The following is an 18893-nucleotide window of genomic DNA, read 5'->3' as shown; positions in this document are numbered from 1 at the left end:
CTACAACGCAGACACGCCTCATCAGCCTTAAAGATCTGTGTCCTACTAGAATACTTAGATATTTAATAGGGAATTGTATGACTTTACGACTCAGAGGTTAGAGCCTCATCTCAGGCAGTTTCATAATAGAGGCTGAATAAGCCTATATTTTATTCAACTTTACCAGGATCCATAAAACGGTCTTTGTGTGGCTTCTCGATACCTCACAATCAAAACTGTTTCGACAAACTACCACTAGAGGGCTTCTGAGCTATCCCGACGGGTGAGTTTGTGGACCACCGCTAATTCATTGGCATCCCAAAAACAGCACAAATGACTATCAGGAACACGGCAATCCACAGCCTGGTAATCTGGACCCCGATCGAGATCCCCAAAATCGATTAGGAGTCCGACAAGGCCGCTTAAAACTAGATTAGTCTAGTTTTATTAGCTTACGACGCTCAACCCAAATGTTTCATATAAAACTGTGCACGTGCGATAACATCATTTCCGTAATCATTACCGGTCGTACCGACATCCATACGTTTAATAGTCTGTACATTACTGACGCCCGAATTATAAGCTACGACAGCTCCCTTCAGAACATCTTTATCTTCCCACTCCGGGCGTTTTTCTTGAACTTGACGACGGAAGCGAACAAATATTTCTGTGGCTTGCTCAATATGGTCAATACTATATGGTCCTCCTCGCGGGTTATGGTGTCGATTATCAACCTGCATAACACCCCACCCGTGTCCCTTATCACCGGTGCCATCTTTGTCCAGGACGTTGCCTGCACGGGACTCGCGACTGGCTAAAGCTGCCAGTAGCGCCGGAGGAACATCAAACTTATCCCCACAGGTACGAAACAGCTCACGAAGGTCAAGCACTCTTTCAAGGTCTGTTCGTGCCATTTTATGAGAAGACGCCACTCCAGAGGGTAGGTTATCTTGACGAGCGGTTCTAGCAGAAGCTCCCTTTGTGCTAGCTGCAGCCAGGGCTAAACTCCATCGATTATTTGTGTGCTTTGCAGCGCCATCATGTGTGACTTCACTGCCTGTACAGAGCTTGCTAAGTACGCCGTCTAAAGCTACTAGGGTAACAGCATCAGTTTCACCAGAGGGAGTTAGGCCCTGGTCAGCCTGAAAGTTCTTGATCGCCTCAGCAGTCTTAGGGCCATAAAATCCACGATATTCTTGATTTTCCCCTAGATCAACCTGATATTTGGGATTGATTGGGGTTAGTTGATTCAAAGCATCATGCAGGGCACCACAACCACCCATGTAATCACCGGTAGGCTCAAGGATCAGCTTTCCTGTGACAACCAGCTTTAAGGTCGTGTCATATGAAAGCAACCTGTGATGGAGGCGCATATTGGACGGAAGCTGGTCAGCTTCACTTTCATCTATATCAGGCTCCGGGAGGTCAAAAAGATCTCGCAATGCCGCGTAGTCAATTTGCATGATACGGGCTTTTGGATGATTTCGGAAAATATCAATACTGGTCTCTCGAATCGCGTCGCCATGTATTTTGTTATTACCAGAAGAACAGTGAATTACGCTTGTGGGCTCACCTCCCTTTACTTCAGTAATAATCCCCATGTGCCCTTGCTTTCTGCCATGATCAGGGTACACATACAGGTCACCGGGTTGCGCCTGGGCTGAAGTGACTAAAGCAAATAAATCATCCCCAACTTCTCCTCCCCCTTCCCAGTAACTACTTGTTTGGAGCCACTTGGCGCTACCTGGCGGAAGCTCTCTAGGGACGCCAATCGACCAAGCCACAAAGCCGGAGCAATCACACTCTGCCACTAACGGATTTAGAGGATTTATGCCCCCTTTTCCCAATTTGTATCGGGTCTTTCTTTCAAGGCAACTCCGAGCTCGCTTGAGTGTAGTTTTCTGGCTGGCTGTTTTTAACAGTTCTTTCCAACCACTCAAATAACTTTCTTTATCCTTCTCCTTATCTGCTCCACCTGCAATCTGTATTGCGCGCGCGATGATTTGAGGTATCTGTGAAATACGTCGATCCCCAGGGCATACCTTACCCCCAGCATTACTCCACTTTTCTCCTCCAGAAATTCGCCCACTGTAATCGTAGCCGGACCAATTACCATCGATACCCTGACGGTGGTAAGCGATCCCCCGTGAGCCGGGTTTGCTGTTAGGGCATTCGACGAGCGGAATATCGTGGGTCTTATGCGCCCATACGCAGATCTTTGCGATGGCTTCGATCTGTTGCTCAGTAAACGCCGGAACAGCATGTCCATCATCAACGTTCCAGTCTCCGAAAGCAGGACCATGATCCTCATTTTCGACTGCAATAACTCGGTAGTTGCCACTTCGATTGGCTGCTGATCGGTAGTCAGTGTCACGGGATTGAATAATTGTGCCATCCGCCTTGGTAGAAAAGTGCGCAGCATGTGCAGGCGCAAATCCCACGATTGTATGCAAACAGACAATATCATGGCGAGTCATCGGGACCTTGCCGTATTCGCGCTCCCGAATAGCACCCGGCATGCGTGCCATAATTTACCTCCAAAATATCGCTAAGTAACGAATAGAGCGGCCGCTAAAGCATTGATGGGAATAGAACCAGGCATTAGCGTAATTCGATGCCATGGTGATTTCAGTATCTGCGTGTATCAAACTTCACACTGTTCGCCTACCGGCAATCCAAGTAATGAGTCCATTCCAGTTTCTTATGGGTAGGAACCACACCATATTTAAAAGATAGCGATATAAATCCTATTGTCCAGGCGACAAAACCTCTTTACCAAGCAATTCCCGCTGAAAATCTTAGGCGGAAAAATCAGATAATATAACCCGATATATTTAACTGTGAGCGGCCCACAATTTACTATTTTACAGACAACTATTACCCCGTATTCTTAGATGCGGCTGTAACTAAACAAATGAAATCGGCTCCATGACAGATTTTTTTATTTATCACCAAATCTCTTTAGACAAACTAACTCACATCCTTTCCTTGGCCAAGTCATTAATACATGCAGGATTTGTACAGTTTCTACTTTCACTAGGAGATATCGTTAACATTTTATCGTAGCCCACCTCCTCTCCACCTTTAAGCAACGCAAGTGTACTGCCATCTAAGATACCCGAGGTATTTTTCATACCAAACTCAGATTGAAAAGCTTTAACAGTCCTTTTACCATTGACACTTAACACATATTCACTCTGCGATGGATCATAAACAATAAAATCCTTTAAATTGCCTTCCCTCCCCATTTTTTCTAACGCCAAAAAAAATAGAATTAGGACATTTTGCCTTAATATTTTCTTTGATGTTTCACCCCCTCTTTCAAGTCTGGCTAAAATTTCATTATATTCAAATGCTGCGGGACCAAATTCTTTGTCTTCATATAATTTATTTGCTCTTCTGACTAGCACACTCCTCCCCTCATTTACCGTATTAGAAAACAAATCACCACTCTTGTACTCTTCTGCAAGATCTAATACACAAGGAGATTGAAAGCAAGACCTATCGCTACTACTTTCCTCTAAATCTTTACGCTCACTTTCACTCCACAGAGTGTGGCTATTGAGCTTTCCGGAGATTTTCTTTAGAACATTTTTACCTATCACCCCAATTTTACCAGATAAGTCATTGTCTGCCTTATACTTCTCCACAATATATTCCCCATACTTTGTTAACACTAACCTTTTCTGCTTAGGGTCAAAAATAACGGCCTCCTCCACCTGATCATGGACTCCATATTTTGAGCCAGATACAGCCTTTAGAAACATTATCAAAACATTTTGCCTAGCCCGCAAAGCATTTTCTTCATCTCGATCACCGACTTTCACCGCAAACTCATTATAGGTAAGAGCAGCCTTCCCATATTCTTTATCATTGAAGTATCTATTTGCCCTTATTTTCAGATTTCCAAGGGCCTCTTTAGAGGCAACGACTATAGTTGTTCCCTTTTCCCCTTCACAACTCGCCTCCTCATCTTTATACCTCCGAGGATGTGGATCAACTTTAATCTTTGTGCGAGGTATACACTTCTCTCCCGACAAAGATCCATCATCTCTAGTTGTAAGTTCCACCTCCTCTTTATCACCATCATTTTTCCTTCTAGTTATAGTCACATCACTTTGAACCCCTTCTCGATCAGCGTCTTCAACTTGAATATCATGCTTACCTTTATCCTTACCCAGGGATAAACTTGAAAAGAGTATTAACACTACAAATATTCCCAACAAAAAATAGAACCTAAACTGCATGCCTACCTCACAATACGATCAAATAGCCACCAATTAAAGCCAGAGGAATTAGTTTTCAACCATTGCCTTTTTCATTACCATTTTTAAAAAGCACAAACAAATAGAAAAATACTACAATGACAATGGCAATTAGAAAAAAAATGATTATGCTCCCCTCATGAGTAATTAATCCTGTCTCCCAGTTTGGGGTCCTTAAATATATTGGCCCTGACGACTCCTTAACGGTCAACAACAACTGATACGATGAGTCTTTCTTGTCTTTTGGAGCACTATTTGTTCTCACCTTAACGATATATTTCGCAGTCGGATTTAATGTTACTGTAGCAGACTCCCAGTAATCAACTGTGCAATACGAGACATTCTTTTCATTGAGATTAGTATGTTGGTCTGGCGCTTCCGTCCAGCTCTTAATGTCATACCCCCCTCTAGACTTAATAACAAACTTAACATCTTTAACCCAATTCACTTTAGAAATATTTGTTATTTGAAACTTATGAATAATGTCATCATCTTTGTTAGAGTGCTTCCTTATACCATCAGATTTTGTTTTGTTATCATCACAGAAATCCCAAATCTTCTCTTTAGCGCCATCAGAATCATCGCGACCCTTTTTTTCTGGCCTGCAATCCTCTGTGTAAGTAATATTAGCGCCATAAGAGTCATCGCGACCTTCTTTTTCTGGCCTGCAATCCTCTGTGTACTCTGTGTATGTAATAATCGGTTGATTTAATGTTCTACTTGCAAGATGATTTGCAGCCCAGCCAAATGAAGCTAAGACTATTAAAAACAAAAATGGGGCTTCTTTCTGTCGAATAATCCTAATCATTAATTAAATCTACCGTCAGAATCGATTTAGCTACATCTCCCTTAAATTCAGTTCAGATATCTCAACTCCGGAAACACTATATTTTGGCCAAACATCCTTCACTCATTTAAGTTAAGAATTTATTTCTTTCAACACCTGCCTTCTCGAAAAAAACAACAAATAAATAGACAACACTGAAATCTAAATAATGAAATTTATTGTAGCTAAAAATAAGAAGACAGCCTTACTTAAATATATATGATAAGGTTTTTTTCACATAAAAGAATATTCGAAAAAATTCTTAACGTTAACGAATGAATTTCCGAAAATATATAAATGCGGGCACCCCAACCTTATTCTATCCAGAGCTCAACTGGCTCTTTCAAAACCCTAGAAAACTCTCACAGTGCGGCTACAACTAAAGATCTTAATTGAAAGATTACTGCATCTAAAATCTCAATAAATAAAAATATAAATTTTAAGTGTTAAGCCCAAGCCCCAAACATTCAAGATGCTCTGCAACCTTTGCCCTAGTAGATCCTTCTATTATAGGAGACTTTTAAAACTCACGCTTTCTCAATTTCATTGCTCTACAACCTCCATGAATCAGCGCTATCTCACACAAAATTTAATTTACAGGGTCGCTCTACAGTACATTTCAATACTAGATGACTCTCCATTCACATTCTGAGTCATACCTTTAGAAATAGCATACAGCTCTTGCTTTTTTAATGTACAGAACTATTTTTTTTATGATATCCAATCAAAGAGGAATCGAAAGTACTCTGGGTATAAACTTCAAGTTCAGTTAAGATCAATATGAGTATGGTACAAACGCTTATTGGCAAGTATTAGAATCGTACTATCTACCTCCTTATTAGACCTTAAATCGCCTACAGTCAACCTAAACTTTCAATACCGGAGGCTAGCAATTACTTTTCTACCAGAAAATTCATATACTATAATTTTTCTGCTACTTACCCTTATGTTAATACGTTTGCCTAGCTGCCAACTGTGTACTCTCTATTACACTAGCCACCCTTCATAGATGACAGAACCTTACGATATATCACTACTTCTAACTAAAGGTTCTTTGGCGATTCCTCCGAAGAATCATTTTTTAATTTCCCCCAAAGTCCCATCTACAGCACATATGCAATGGAATAACAAACTATTTTCACAAGTATATTTATATTCCATAAATCCTCAGCCAATCGAGAGTCTATCCCATTAAGCAGACACTCACTTTTTTGATAGGGAAAGTAAAAGTAAGAATTATAACCTCAACAAACCAGTTGAAGACAGGCTCACTTGTAATCCCAAAACTCAATTTCAACTTGGACACATCCATATTCAAGCTAATAAAGGATAAAACTTATCAATTATTGGCTCACCTACCTTCAACCTCCAAGCAGGCTTATCAACTACATACTAAAATAAACGTATGTGTTTAAGTATTTCCATGTATATAAGCTAATATGGTGGGAGCTATGAAGTCAAAAAAGGGCAAAAACCAAGACAATAAGAAAACCTTATGCGCTTTACCTGAAGTGCCAATTAAAAAATTGAGCAAGAAAATTGGCAAACACAGAGAGTCACTCATACGCCTCAATGAGAAGAAATGGACAAACGGAACAGTACTTCACTACTATTTTTTTGAAAATCCAGCTTCATGGCGTGGTGACTCCACCCAAAAGGATGTTGTTCGCAAAGCTTTTTTAGAATGGAAAAACCTGGGGATAGGATTGGATTTCTCTGAAGTTTTTTCGCCTGAAGAGGCAGAAATTCGCATTTCATTTGATTATAATCAAGGCTCATATTCTTATGTTGGAAGAGACAATATAAATATAGAAGAAGCTAAGGACCCCAAATTTAATACCATGAATTTTGGGTGGGATCTTACTGAAACACATGGATATGATACAGCCCTACATGAAATAGGACATGCCCTAGGGTTTTCACACGAACATCAAAACCCAATGTCTGGGATTGTGTGGAACAAGCAAGCCGTTCTTGAGTATTTTTCGGGGGAGCCTAACTATTGGGATGAAGAAGCAATTCATTATAACATTCTTAACAAGCTGTACACACATGAGGTTAGCGGTTCAAAATGGGATAAAGATTCTATTATGCACTATCCTTTTGATCCTGGACTAATATTAAAACCTAACAAGTACCAGAGAAAACCCCTTATCCCTGCTCCAGGTTTGTCACCTACAGATATTAAAGAAGCACTTCGTTTTTACCCGGCTTTAGACTCTAATTTGATAGAGTTGAAGCCTTGGGAATCTCATCGCATTAAAATACTTCCATGCGAACAATCGAACTTTTTAATTAAACCTGAATATAGCCGAGAATATACTATACAGACATTCGGGAATGCCGATACAGCATTAGTTTTATTTGAAAAAACAGGTGATGATTGCATTTATTACAAAGGCGATGATGATAGCGGCACATCACTTAATGCTAAATTAAACGTACGTTTGGTACGTGGTCGCAGCTATGTATTGCGTGTAAGGTTAAATTATATAGAAACATTAGGTGAAGCTGCATTGATGCTAACCTAGCTCGCCATTTATATTTTATTAGTGAGCCTTTCCCTATTCGGCCTTGCATACATATAAGCTAATCCCAGCGAAAGAAAATTAATTTCAACCCATTTTTTGCAGCAGATCCCTACCCATGCTTCATAAAAGTGATAAATAATATGTTAATTAACGCAAAGCAGACCCACCTGAAGAGGAAAAATATCTTATGAGGTATCTCAAGCCTAAAGTCATAAATAACTCATCACGATCCACACTAATAGTCACATTATCAAACACAAGATCTGATCGCTCAATCTAACAGAAGAGCTCGGTAATATCTCTAGGGATGACAAGATAACGTATATATCGAGTGATACTTTCTAGCAATAAATGGGAGCTGCCTCAGGTGACGACATCGATACCTTTCTGAAAAAAATCTGCAAGCATTCAGCCACAAGTATAACAGATTTACATTATATAAATTGTATCTAAGTTCTGTAATAGTTGCAGGTCAATACTTCATACATTTCGCCATTCGTTTGCCACCAAACTTCTGCGTGCTGGTACTGATATACGCAATATCCAGGAACTACTCGGCCACAACGATATCAGTACAACCATGATTTACACCCATGTTATAGGCGTACATGAGCGCGGTGTTACCAGCCCTCTTGACTAATTTCGGCCCCCGGCAGCTATGCCTTTGGGTGGTAGCTGGCTTTAGGCCAAGCCTTGTTGATTTCATCCACCTAAAATTTCACCTTAAAGAGTTCCCAGGTAATGCCAATAATGTCAGATCTGCGATAATTATATTGTTAATTACTACCACTCGCCCCAGCTTCCAGCTGCTTCTGTACCTTATCCAAATTAAAAGATCCGGGTACCTGGCTGGGTGGATATTCTTTCATAGTTTGCAAAAATTTTGATGCGAGCTGCTGCATAGGGACTAAAACAAAAGCACGATCAATAAACCAGTCGTTGTAGGTATTCGAGTTGTGTTGGGCTTTTTCAAAAGGATCTTGCCTCAAATTGAACAATAGTGGCACTCGTAATTCAGTAAAGGGCTCTCGCCAGACTTCAAAACCCCGCCCGCGATTTTCCAGGAAAATAGCTTTCCAGGGTTCGTAGCGCATAGCTACAATTTGGCCGTCATCATTTACGTAGATAAATTCTTTTCTTGGTGAAAGTTTTGCTTTGCCGGTGAAGTAATCCATCATGTTGTAGCCATCAACATAATTTCTGTACTCGCGACCATTGAGCTCGACCCCTTCCTTGAGCTGTTCCTTGATATTCGGGTTCCCCCCGGCCGCAGCGAGGGTCGGCAGCCAGTCCTCATGGGAGACAATACCTGTCAGCGTAGTGCCCGCTGGAAATTTGCCCGGCCAGCGTACAAAGGCTGGCACCCTATAAGCTCCTTCCCAATTGGAATTTTTCTCACTGCGAAATGGCGTAGTTGCAGCATCAGGCCAGGTATTGAAGTGGGGGCCGTTGTCTGTGGAGTAAAACACGATGGTATTGTCGGTGATATCCAGGCGGTCAAGCACACTTAGCAGCTTTCCTACCAGGATGTCATGCTCAACCATGCCATCCATATACTCATTGCTGTTGGGGCCAGCAAGGTTTGTGTGCTCCTCTCTGACATGGGTGCGAAAGTGCATCCGGGTTGCGTTCCACCAGACGAAGAATGGGGTCTTAGCCTCGTGTGCGCGTTCGATAAAGTCGATAGCTGCCGCTAGAGTTTCATCATCGATCGTTTCCATCCGTTTCTTGGTGAGGGGGCCGGTATCTTCGATTGGTCCGCCGGCCTTGGCTTTAATCACTCCTCTGGGGCCAAACTTCTTGCGGAATTCTGGGTCTTTGGGATAGTCCCTGTTCTCCGGCTCTTCCTCCGCATTCAGGTGATAGAGGTTGCCAAAGAATTCGTCAAAGCCATGGTTGATGGGCAGGTGTTCGTCCCTATCCCCTTGGTGGTTTTTACCAAACTGGCCGGTGGCATAACCCAGGCTTTTCATTACCGTGGCGATAGTGGCATCACTCTTCTGCCAACCCTCTTTGGCACCAGGAAGCCCCACTTTAGTCATGCCGGTGCGCACTGGGACATTACCCGCTAAAAACGCTGCGCGGCCTGCTGTACACGATTGCTGGCCGTAGTAATCGGTAAAAGAGAGCCCTTCTACCGCCAACCGATCAATGTTGGGCGTGGTGTATCCCATCATGCCGCGACTGTTGAAGCTGATGTTCCAGATGCCAATATCATCTCCCCAGATCACCAAAATATTGGGTTTGGTCTGCGCGAAGAGGCTACCAGGGGAAAGGAATACAGCAACCAGTACAACCAAAAGGAACTGTCGGAGACGGGTTCGGGAGATCAGGAGCATTACACACCTCAATATTGGCAGGCTCAATACACCGCTTTAAGACTAGTCCTGGTAGGCGGGAACTTGAGGAATCACCGGCCCCTGGCTTGATTGATCCTTCTCTTCTGGCGGAAACACCGTCCGCCAGTCCTTCGCCATATCTACCACTAACCAGCTATTTGCCTTAGCGGCTTGTAGCGCTTTGTCCAGGCGCCCCACTGAGGAGTTCTTATCGTATGCCCATTCTCTTTTGGCATCGGTATGATGAATCAGCATGGCAAAACGCTGCCCCTTAGCGGCGGTGGTCCATTCCAGCATTTGTAAATCACCATCGGAATTGCCTGCGGCAAAAACTGGCCTCCGGCCAATCACGTCATTGATTGCGATAGGCTTCCCCTGTTTATCGGTGAGGAAGGCCAGTTCATCTAATTTCACGATATAGGGATGCCCACCCCCATTTTCATAGCGGGACTTTAGGCGACTGCCGATAACCTGCTCTGGGGGGATTCCATATAACTCCTGGGAAAACACTCGGATAAAATCTGTGCCGCCCCCCGACACAATGTAGGTTTTAAAACCATTTGCTCTTAAGTATTCCAGCAACTCCAGCATGGGCTGGAACACCATCGCACTGTAGTGTTTGCCAGTTTCCGGGTTCTTAGCACTCTTGAGCCATTGGGCAACAGAGCGCTGGAAGGCATCCGTACTCAATCCCGCATGAGTCGCAGTAAGCATTACTTCCAAACCTTCCCTGCCTTGCCCCAACAGGTTTGATAAATTGCCCTTTAGAATCGAAGCGAAGGGCTCTTGGGTTTTCCACTCTGGGTGTTGGGGCGCTAGCCTTTTAACCTCATCAGCGGCATAGAGAAGCTGGAAGTACACGGGCTTCTCAGACCAGAGGGTGCCATCATTATCAAATACCGCAATACGTTCACCGACAGGTATAAAGTCGGCGCTGTCCTTACGGGTAACCTTGTCAACAAAGGCCATAATTTGGGCTTTAACGCCATCTTGCCAGGATGGCAAGGGAGAACTGAGTGCCGGTAAGCTGATTGCCAAAACCAGCAGCAGACACCCTCGGCTCAGGGCAACCCTAAATTTCCAATCCAGCATTCTGGCCCTCTCACAAAATGACATTTACGGCACATGAACTAATCTTTTGACCTGAGAAAAGAACTCATCACAATAAAAAACCGTGATAAATATAGCTGGCACTAGCCTCCTCCAAATCAGCCTTATCTGTCTCCTACTGGTGGCCTGTAGTGACAAAGAGCCGGTTGATACCCAACCTCTCAAGCGCCAGGATGAAGCAATCAGCTCAGAAGCCACTTTCGTGGGCTCCGCGCAATGCGCCCTATGCCACAAAGATGAGGCCAGTGCCTGGCAAGGTTCCCACCACCAGCTGGCAATGCAGGCCGCCAATAGTGATAGCGTTCTCGGTGATTTCTCCGGGGTGGCATTTGAATATCAGGGGCAGAAATCTCACTTCTATCAAAAGGAAGGGCGCTATTACGTACGCACTGATGGGCCCAGTGGAGAACTCCAGGACTATCCCCTTGCCTATACATTTGGTGTCCACCCTTTACAGCAATACTTGATTGATTTGGGAGGCGGACGTCTTCAGGCACTGAGTATCGCTTGGGACAGCCGGGACAAATCTGTCGGTGGCCAGCGCTGGTTCCATCTCTATCCCGATCAAGCGATAGATCATCAACACCCCCTGCACTGGACCGGCATAAACCAGAATTGGAACTTTATGTGTTCCGACTGCCATTCCACCAATCTGCAAAAGGCCTATAACCTACAAACCGATAGCTACCAGACATCCTGGTCAGAGATCAGTGTTGGTTGCGAATCCTGTCATGGCCCGGGATCGAGACACCTTCAGTGGGCAAAAACACAGAATGAGACATTGCAGAATAAAGGGCTTGCCCCACATCTTATTGACCCAACCCAACAGCTCCGGGAAATGGATCTGCAAACGGGGATTGCCAAGCTTGCGCCATCGGCAGCCATCCAGCGTGAAATAACAACTTGCGCCCAGTGCCATTCTCGGCGGAGTACCCATTTACCGGGGGCGCAGGCTAACAGCGAATTACTGGATCATTTCAACCTTACACTTCTGCAAGAGCCTCTCTACCACGCAGATGGCCAGGCCGATGGCGAGGTATTCGTATACGGATCTTTTCTGCAAAGCAAAATGTACGCAGCAGGTGTTACCTGTAGCCACTGTCACAACCCTCACAGTCTACAACTGCGAACAGCCGGTGATGCAGTTTGTGCCCAGTGCCATATGCCGGAGCGATTCGCCCGTACTGACCACCATCTGCACCCCACTCAAAGCTCTGGTGCCCGCTGCACAAACTGCCATATGCCAAAGAAAAATTTTATGCAGGTGGATGGGCGCCGGGATCACAGTTTCCGTATTCCCCGACCTGACCTTTCCGAAGCGCTGGGCACCCCCAATACCTGCAACAGCTGCCATCAAGATAAATCGAGCCAGTGGGCGGCGAAGATATTGGAAGACAAATACGGCTCACCTCCCCTTCACTACGGGCAGACATTGCACGCAGCTATGCGCGGGGATAGCGAGGCCGATAAGATGTTAATGGACCTTATTCAGGACAGCAGTCAACCGGAGATTGTCCGGGCCAGCGCAATCCGTTTGTTACCGCGCTACCTGACGATAAATTCCGCTCAGTTACTCCAACAAATTGCCCAGGGCGAAGAACCCTTATTAAACCTGGCCCTTGCGCAGTCTCTGGATGAACTACCAGAGCAATTGCGACTGATGATCGGTGTACCGCTGCTTTTCAGTAAAATGGCCGTGACTAGGTCGCTGGCTGCCAATGGCGTTACCGATGCTCAGATCGGGACTATGCCCGCCCAAGTACAGCAGCAATATTCCAAGGCCCTTAAAACCTATACCACCTCAGAATTATTCAACAGCGACCGGCCGGAATCCCTGGTAAACCTGGGCAACCTTCATTTCCAGAGAGGAAATACGCAACAAGCGGAAGCCTTCTATCGCCGGGCAATAATCAAGGCCTCCTACTACACACCCGCCTATATCAACTTGGCCGACCTTTACCGGGCAAGTGGACGTGAAACCGATGCGGAATTATTACTTAGAGGGGCACTTTCGAAGAGTGAGGAAAACACCGTAATCCAGCATGCCTTAGGCCTTTCCCTGGTTCGTCAGAACCGCCACCAGGAGGCAATGGGTTTTCTAAAGGCGGCGGCTGAGCATGAGCAAACCCAGAGTCGCTATCTCTACGTATATGCCATAGCCGTTCACTCGGAAGGCAACAGCGAACTCGCCCTGGATATTCTAGAAGACGGCTATCACCAGTTTCCGCAGGACCTGGATATTTTGCGGGCATTAATTTCTATTAGCAGGGAATCCGGCAAGCGGGAAATCGCACAAAAATATGAAACACTTTTAGCCAGTAAACGCTAAAAATCATAATAGAGACTTAACCTAAGAAGCCTTTCAGTAGGCAGCAGACCAAATTCACAGGACTCACAGCCGCGGAAAAACTGGGCTTGCAGTCGAGTACTAAAATGCTCAGTCCAGTTCTGAATCAATTCCAGGTTGTGGTACTGGCTCTTGTCATCCAGGTTGTATTGCACACTCTGGCGATATTGAAACTTCTTATCCAGCCGGGTGTTACCCCACATCAAGAACAAATACTCCTGCCGTAGTTGTCCGGTAGATAAAAGGTTAAAACTTTCGGACAGAAATGAAATCGCCTCATAAACCCGCGCGCTGTTCAATCCGTTCTTTGCACTATCTACCTGCGTTTGAACCAAACCCCACTCGTCATCATCGAATCCATGCTGGTTATACAGATACTCCGCAGTAACATCCCATCCCTGGTTGAAGCTGAGCTGAGTACCAAGTACCAGCTTCAAATAACCATCGTCCTCTGCCGGGAAATAGGAGAGTTCGCCCGGCTGCGGTAACTCCCGCTGATGTTCCCAAGCTCCCTCCAACCTGAGTGTGGCACTGTCTCCAGCCAAGGTACTCAACCCGAGAGCGACATTGGTTGCCTCCCCCTCTATCTGATGTAATACCAAGCGGGTATCCAAGTCACCTTCACGATTCACCACGAGTGCGTACTGAAACTCATGGTCATTTACGCTAGTGTCAAAGTGACCATCCAGATCGTCCTCAACCTGAGCCATATAAATGCCGGTGTTCCAGCGACCATAGCGGAAATCGAGATGGGCCATATCCCAGCCCAGTTGCTGGGTAAGCTCATCGGCATCCAGATTGGGGCGATCAAATGTGGCTTTTAAAAGATTTGCCGGAGACCAGTTGTAACCGTTGCTCCACTGAGGTTTTATCCGACCGACATTAATACCAAACCTTCGGTTGTCAGTGTAAGAAGAGAAATACCCCTCTAGCAGATGGGATTCTGTCTCTTTTTCAGATGTTCCAGCCTCATTAGACCGATAGTGCTCTATCGCCGCAAACCGCGAGTAAACTGAGAAGTGTGCTCCCAGGGAAAACTGGCCACTGAGATCCAGAGCAAGCAAGGACTCTTGTTCATCAAAGACAAACAGACCCGGATCGAAATAGGGATCACCCCGAACTTCATTCTGCTGGTGATACCCGAGTAGCGAAGCATCAATACCCCAAACAACTCGAGAAACCCCATCCTCAGTGCTCACTTCATCGAAAAGTTCCGAGTTGGTCTCGAAAGGATCTTGATAGTCTTCGGCACTGGCAACTTTTTCAGCAAAAGCAAGAGGAAGGAGTATAAATGGGAGAATTGTCCTGATTCTGATAACCATTACTTACTCACCTCAATTCAGCCTGCCAAGGGAGCCTTTTTGGAAAATTGCCGGGTCCAGGCTCTCAAGACGATAGTCATCGAACTTCATCCAGGTATAACTCTCGTCAATGAGTGCATCCACCAAGAGTAATTTATACAGTTTCAGCTCGCCTTCAAACTGCTTGAACTCTTTATAGTGAGCTGTTTTAAGGAGGCGCCCGGAGCGGGTATAAAACTCCCCCTTTAAAGGCAGGTTTCCCTCAGCCTGTGCCATCCATATTTTTACTTTGTCATAGGCAACGCCTGACGATTTTGCCGATAAATACAGCACCCAGTAATCTTCCCCATCAACAGTTTCCTGCCCTTGCAGCTCTGCGGTGTAATCCCTGGAGAAATTTGCCCCCACTACATCACCGTTACTGGTCTCACCAATTAATCGCTGTGAGGGTGCAATCCGGATAACCCTGCGCGTGCCGGGAATATAGAGCCACATATTGGCGCTCTCTTTTAGCATTGCCCGGCCCTTTTCCCGAGCGGGTGCCAAAAACTGGATCAGTGATTGCTCATTAAACACTTTGACACTGAGCTTATTGGTGCGGGGTTCCTTGTCCTTTTTATAGCTGATATTGGTGATATCAAAGCTAAATCCCTGATCCCTGAACCCGCGAAAGTCATCCAGCTTATTAACCAGTGACTCGGCCGAAACCGATGCATAACTTGAGTAGCTAAACAACAAGTAGGCTATCGCCAACACCCACCCATAAAAAGAATTCAACTTACACATAGAAGACCCAAATCAAGTAAACCTAAGTGCTTTTACTACCGGCAGCCGGGATGCTTTTATCGCTGGATAAAGGCTGGAAACAAGTGAAATACAAAAACCCAACAGGAATGTTTTCAATAAGATATCCGGCACGACAAACACACGGATAGGATAGTCTTGGGTACTGCCCGGTGGCCGGGGCATCATCCATTCAGCATAGGTAATTCCCTTGGCTGCCAGTGCACCAATCAGTAGCCCCAGCAAACTTCCGATTAAACCGAGAAATACCGACTCCAGTAAAATCAGGTTTACAACCTGGCGGGGAGTGCCGCCCATGGCCCGGATAGTACCCAGCTCACGGGTGCGCTCCATGACTGCCATCAACATGGTATTGGAAATACTCAACGCGACGATTACCAACACAATGACGGTAATAAAACCAAAAACCCCGTTAAACAGGCCAACAACCTGATGATAATAACCCGCCAGTTCTTCCCAGCTTTTTATTTCTAGGTTCAAATTGTTCTGCTCAAAGACACTGGCCAGCGTCGCAATTGAGGTAGATGTAAGTTCGGTCTCCTCCAATAAAACCACTAGCCGCGTAATATCTGACGTATAGAGCAGTTCCTGGGCCAGAGGCAAATTCATCCTGAGCAAGCGATCATCCAGTTCCTTAACACCGGTTGTGATTACCCCCATCACCTGTACATCGACAGCATTGATTGCCCCATCCTGGGTGCTTGCCAACAGGGTCAAGTAGTCCCCAATCTGAACATCCAGGGCATTGAACAAGCCTTCTCCAAGGTGTGTAGCAGAAATATCCTCTGGAAATAGATCGTCCCCTTGAACAATCTGAATTGCAGAGGAAAGCATCACTTCTTTCTCCGCATCGATACCAATTCCAGTGATGGCTATCGATTGCTTGCCATCACTAAGCAGGCCATTGAAATTAAGGCGAGGCGCTACCACCAGTGTATCGGTTTCGTTTTCTACCAGCTCGGAAATCTTTTTGAGTTCCCCATCAGCAATCAGGTATTTTTCCGATTCCGCTTTGCCAAACTGGTTGTAGCCTTTGGCATAGATTTGTATATGACCAAGCTGCGAGCGGATCATACTCTCCCGCATCCCCTCATACATCGACTGTACAAAACCGCCAAAAATAATCAGGCTGGTACAACCGAAAACGATCGCAGCCAAGGTAATCAGGCTGCGGCGCCCGTTACGCATAATATTCAGCAGTGCAACTTTCCAACCCAAACCCATGACTAAATACTCCGAAGCGCCAGCTTGGCTTTAGCGGACCAGTCGGTATCCGACTCGGCCACCTTTCCCCAAAGAACCCGGGCATCATCGGGCTGTTTATTGCGCTCGTAAGCCTGGGCAAGGTAGAACTCTACAAAGCCAAGAAATTCTTTACCGAACCGATTGCCCACCTGTTCCCTAACCAGCTCCAGGTCTTCAACAGCGTAGCGCGCTCTTTTTAGAAAGGCCGGCATATTGGCACAGCTGATTCCCCGCTGAAGGCGGGCGCCCAGATTGAATGGAGATTGTTTAACAGCCCGATCCATCATGCGATTGCCTCGTCTGGAGAACAGCGATAGTTTTGCCAATCGATCAAGGTAGAAGCTGGATTTAAAGGAAGTTGTCGATCCCAATGCAGCATTGAGTTCCGGGTCATCCGGGAGACTCTCCACCAGTGACTGCATCAGAGCCTCTAACTCCTCAACATCCTGCAACTCTGCATCTTCCATCGACGTAAGGCGCGCAAGCTGAGCCAAGTAGGCCTGCTTTCTCTGCTCACTGGTCGTTTCTCCATTGACAGCAGCAAACAGCGCTTCCCTTTCGCTATTGGTGAATGGAATCGGAGTTGGATAGACGAAGTCTTCAGCCAAAGCTGGTGCAGAAATTAAGAATACAACTGAAATAGCCAAAGCCGCTCTAGTTAGCGGGCCCCTAGCCAGCAACATTTTCATGATTGCTGTCATGCAATAGCCTCCTGAACAATACCTTGAGGCGAAGCTGTATCCTCTACCAAATGACCATCTCGTACCGTGATAACACGGGATGCCAAGCTGGTTACATAATCATCATGGGTGGCTACGATAAAAGTGACACCCTGCTCCCGGTTGAGCTGCTTCATAAGGCTCATAATGCTCTCCGACGTGCGCGAATCCAGATTGGCTGTGGGTTCGTCCGCAAGCACCAAATCCGGCTTACTGACAATTGCCCTGGCAATCGCCACTCGCTGCATCTGCCCCCCCGAAAGCTGGGTAGGACGCTGATTAACCAACTTGGCAAGCCCTACTGCTTCCAGAGCGTCTAACGCTAGTTGCCTGGCATTGTTAGCCCCCCGCAGTGTCAGCGGGTACATCACATTCTCAAGTGCTGTAAGCACGGGAATCAGGTTAAAAGACTGGAAAACAATCCCAATATGACGACCTCGGAACAGGGAGCGCTGATGCTCTCCCAAACTCCCAAGATTAACGCCATCAATATGAACTGATCCGGAATCACACTGATCCAATGCGGATAGAAGATTCAATAATGTGCTCTTACCACTACCGCTGGGCCCTTTTACAGCCAGAAACTCACCTCGATCGATGGCAAGATCTATATCCCGCAAGGCGTCGACCCAGAGATCGCCCAATCGATAGCGCTTTGAAACACGCTTAAGCTCAACCAACATTAACTTTTACCCAGGGTGACTGCCATTTGCCCCAGTTGCTCACAAGAGGTTTGCATCGTGGCAGGACAAGGAGCCATTGCTATTGCTTTTTGGTAGTAATCCCTGGCCTCTGCCAAATCCTCAGTGCCCTCTCCAGCTTTCACCCAGTAGGCATTAGCCAAAGACAAATACACCACCTGCTGCATAGCAGCCGGCAATAGATCGGGCTCTGAATCCATCAGATTCTTAAACCAGGCTTCATCTTCGAACACCCGCTCAAAGTGGCCGCTTACTTCTCCTACATAAGAAAAAGTAATCAGCCGTATCAAGCGTACATTAAAGTCTGAATCGGCACTGAGACCCGCTTGATCCACCTCATCCATCGCATGGCGTAGACGGTAGAGCTTGTAAAGACCCATCGCAGGATCAAACATTGCACCTGCGCGCTTGCCCTCATTGGAGTAATACGCTGCACGTATCAACATGTCGTCTGGACGCTGTTGATACGCGGCTTCCAGCAAGTGTGCAGCCTTTTCAAGCTCGTTATGGTGACTAAATAACTGCCCAAGCTCCAACATCAAGTCGGGGTCTGTACTATTTTCACCAATCTCCTGCTGGAGAAACTCCACCTGCTCCATCTCGCCTTCTGAATAGGCAATCTTGCCAAACTCGATGGGAGCAGCACCTGAAAACCAGGCAACAACATTTCCAATAAAAAAACTACTGATAAGAATGGTAAGTACTTTTTTAAACATTGACTGCTCC

Annotated in this window: 13 protein-coding genes and 1 pseudogene; 3 read left to right on the top strand and 11 right to left on the bottom strand. The window is 45.8% G+C overall.

Translation table 11 applies throughout. The features are described 5' to 3' along the window. Positions 1-440 precede the first annotated feature (440 nt). The 3 genes from ACJJIW_RS15630 to ACJJIW_RS15620 form a co-directional block, all read right to left on the bottom strand. On the bottom strand, positions 441-2507 hold the full coding sequence (locus ACJJIW_RS15630; RefSeq protein WP_282933188.1) for a peptidoglycan-binding protein: 2067 nt from the start codon (positions 2505-2507) through the stop codon (positions 441-443). Between the two features lie 447 nt (positions 2508-2954). Continuing rightward, positions 2955-4187 (bottom strand): hypothetical protein, encoded by a 1233-nt coding sequence (locus ACJJIW_RS15625; protein WP_444935654.1) that lies wholly within the window; start codon positions 4185-4187, stop codon positions 2955-2957. 94 nt (positions 4188-4281) lie between these two features. Beyond that, on the bottom strand, positions 4282-5052 hold the full coding sequence (locus ACJJIW_RS15620) for a hypothetical protein (protein WP_444935653.1): 771 nt from the start codon (positions 5050-5052) through the stop codon (positions 4282-4284). 1469 nt (positions 5053-6521) lie between these two features. Between ACJJIW_RS15620 and ACJJIW_RS15615 the strand changes: the two genes are divergently transcribed. Beyond that, positions 6522-7601 (top strand): M12 family metallopeptidase, encoded by a 1080-nt coding sequence (locus tag ACJJIW_RS15615; protein ID WP_282933192.1) that lies wholly within the window; start codon positions 6522-6524, stop codon positions 7599-7601. Positions 7602-8082: 481 nt separating this feature from the next. Next, positions 8083-8241, top strand: a pseudogene (locus tag ACJJIW_RS15610) (tyrosine-type recombinase/integrase); the annotation flags it as partial. A gap of 136 nt (positions 8242-8377) precedes the next feature. On the opposite strand, the gene ACJJIW_RS15605 reads toward ACJJIW_RS15610, so the two are convergent. After that, complete coding sequence (locus ACJJIW_RS15605; RefSeq protein ID WP_444935652.1) at positions 8378-9940, bottom strand: arylsulfatase; 1563 nt, start codon at positions 9938-9940, stop codon at positions 8378-8380. Positions 9941-9982: 42 nt separating this feature from the next. Further along, entirely contained in the window at positions 9983-11032 is a 1050-nt protein-coding gene (locus ACJJIW_RS15600) for an HAD family hydrolase (protein ID WP_444935651.1), read from the bottom strand. 82 nt (positions 11033-11114) lie between these two features. On the opposite strand from ACJJIW_RS15600, the gene ACJJIW_RS15595 reads away from it, so the two are divergent. Beyond that, positions 11115-13379, top strand: coding sequence for a tetratricopeptide repeat protein (locus ACJJIW_RS15595; RefSeq protein WP_444935650.1), 2265 nt, complete (start codon positions 11115-11117; stop codon positions 13377-13379). Here ACJJIW_RS15595 and ACJJIW_RS15590 read toward each other — a convergent pair. Genes ACJJIW_RS15590 through ACJJIW_RS15565 form a run of 6 tightly spaced genes read right to left on the bottom strand, consistent with a single transcriptional unit; the run spans position 13376 to position 18883 of the window. Further along, the gene (locus ACJJIW_RS15590) at positions 13376-14719 is read right to left on the bottom strand and encodes a hypothetical protein (RefSeq protein WP_444935649.1); all 1344 of its coding nucleotides are present in this window, start codon (positions 14717-14719) and stop codon (positions 13376-13378) included. The genes ACJJIW_RS15595 and ACJJIW_RS15590 overlap by 4 nt on opposite strands. A gap of 12 nt (positions 14720-14731) precedes the next feature. Then, a complete protein-coding gene (locus ACJJIW_RS15585) occupies positions 14732-15484 on the bottom strand; it encodes an outer membrane lipoprotein-sorting protein (protein WP_444935648.1) in 753 nt (250 codons plus the stop codon). Positions 15485-15496: 12 nt separating this feature from the next. Continuing rightward, on the bottom strand, positions 15497-16726 hold the full coding sequence (locus ACJJIW_RS15580; protein ID WP_444935647.1) for an ABC transporter permease: 1230 nt from the start codon (positions 16724-16726) through the stop codon (positions 15497-15499). 2 nt (positions 16727-16728) lie between these two features. Next, positions 16729-17448, bottom strand: coding sequence for a hypothetical protein (locus tag ACJJIW_RS15575; RefSeq protein ID WP_444896902.1), 720 nt, complete (start codon positions 17446-17448; stop codon positions 16729-16731). Continuing rightward, on the bottom strand, positions 17445-18149 hold the full coding sequence (locus ACJJIW_RS15570; protein ID WP_444896901.1) for an ABC transporter ATP-binding protein: 705 nt from the start codon (positions 18147-18149) through the stop codon (positions 17445-17447). The genes ACJJIW_RS15575 and ACJJIW_RS15570 overlap by 4 nt, the downstream gene beginning before the upstream one ends. Further along, positions 18149-18883 (bottom strand): tetratricopeptide repeat protein, encoded by a 735-nt coding sequence (locus ACJJIW_RS15565; protein ID WP_444935646.1) that lies wholly within the window; start codon positions 18881-18883, stop codon positions 18149-18151. Before ACJJIW_RS15565 ends, ACJJIW_RS15570 begins: the two co-directional genes overlap by 1 nt. Positions 18884-18893: the final 10 nt, after the last annotated feature.

The sequence above is a fragment of the Microbulbifer maximicatervae (SeqCode) genome (assembly GCF_052467815.1).
The sequence above is the reverse complement of the archived record's forward strand: the minus strand, read 5'-3'. Positions and strand labels throughout refer to the sequence as shown.

What these genes read in the sequence shown, in the direction of transcription:
- ACJJIW_RS15565 (WP_444935646.1), bottom strand. Translation starts at nt 18,883, where the DNA reads ATGTTTAAAAAAGTACTTACCATTCTTATCAGTAGTTTTTTTATTGGA.
- ACJJIW_RS15605 (WP_444935652.1), bottom strand. Translation starts at nt 9,940, where the DNA reads ATGCTCCTGATCTCCCGAACCCGTCTCCGACAGTTCCTTTTGGTTGTA.
- ACJJIW_RS15615 (WP_282933192.1), top strand. Translation starts at nt 6,522, where the DNA reads ATGAAGTCAAAAAAGGGCAAAAACCAAGACAATAAGAAAACCTTATGC.
- ACJJIW_RS15600 (WP_444935651.1), bottom strand. Translation starts at nt 11,032, where the DNA reads ATGCTGGATTGGAAATTTAGGGTTGCCCTGAGCCGAGGGTGTCTGCTG.
- ACJJIW_RS15580 (WP_444935647.1), bottom strand. Translation starts at nt 16,726, where the DNA reads ATGGGTTTGGGTTGGAAAGTTGCACTGCTGAATATTATGCGTAACGGG.
- ACJJIW_RS15630 (WP_282933188.1), bottom strand. Translation starts at nt 2,507, where the DNA reads ATGGCACGCATGCCGGGTGCTATTCGGGAGCGCGAATACGGCAAGGTC.
- ACJJIW_RS15570 (WP_444896901.1), bottom strand. Translation starts at nt 18,149, where the DNA reads ATGTTGGTTGAGCTTAAGCGTGTTTCAAAGCGCTATCGATTGGGCGAT.
- ACJJIW_RS15585 (WP_444935648.1), bottom strand. Translation starts at nt 15,484, where the DNA reads ATGTGTAAGTTGAATTCTTTTTATGGGTGGGTGTTGGCGATAGCCTAC.
- ACJJIW_RS15575 (WP_444896902.1), bottom strand. Translation starts at nt 17,448, where the DNA reads ATGACAGCAATCATGAAAATGTTGCTGGCTAGGGGCCCGCTAACTAGA.
- ACJJIW_RS15620 (WP_444935653.1), bottom strand. Translation starts at nt 5,052, where the DNA reads ATGATTAGGATTATTCGACAGAAAGAAGCCCCATTTTTGTTTTTAATA.
- ACJJIW_RS15590 (WP_444935649.1), bottom strand. Translation starts at nt 14,719, where the DNA reads ATGGTTATCAGAATCAGGACAATTCTCCCATTTATACTCCTTCCTCTT.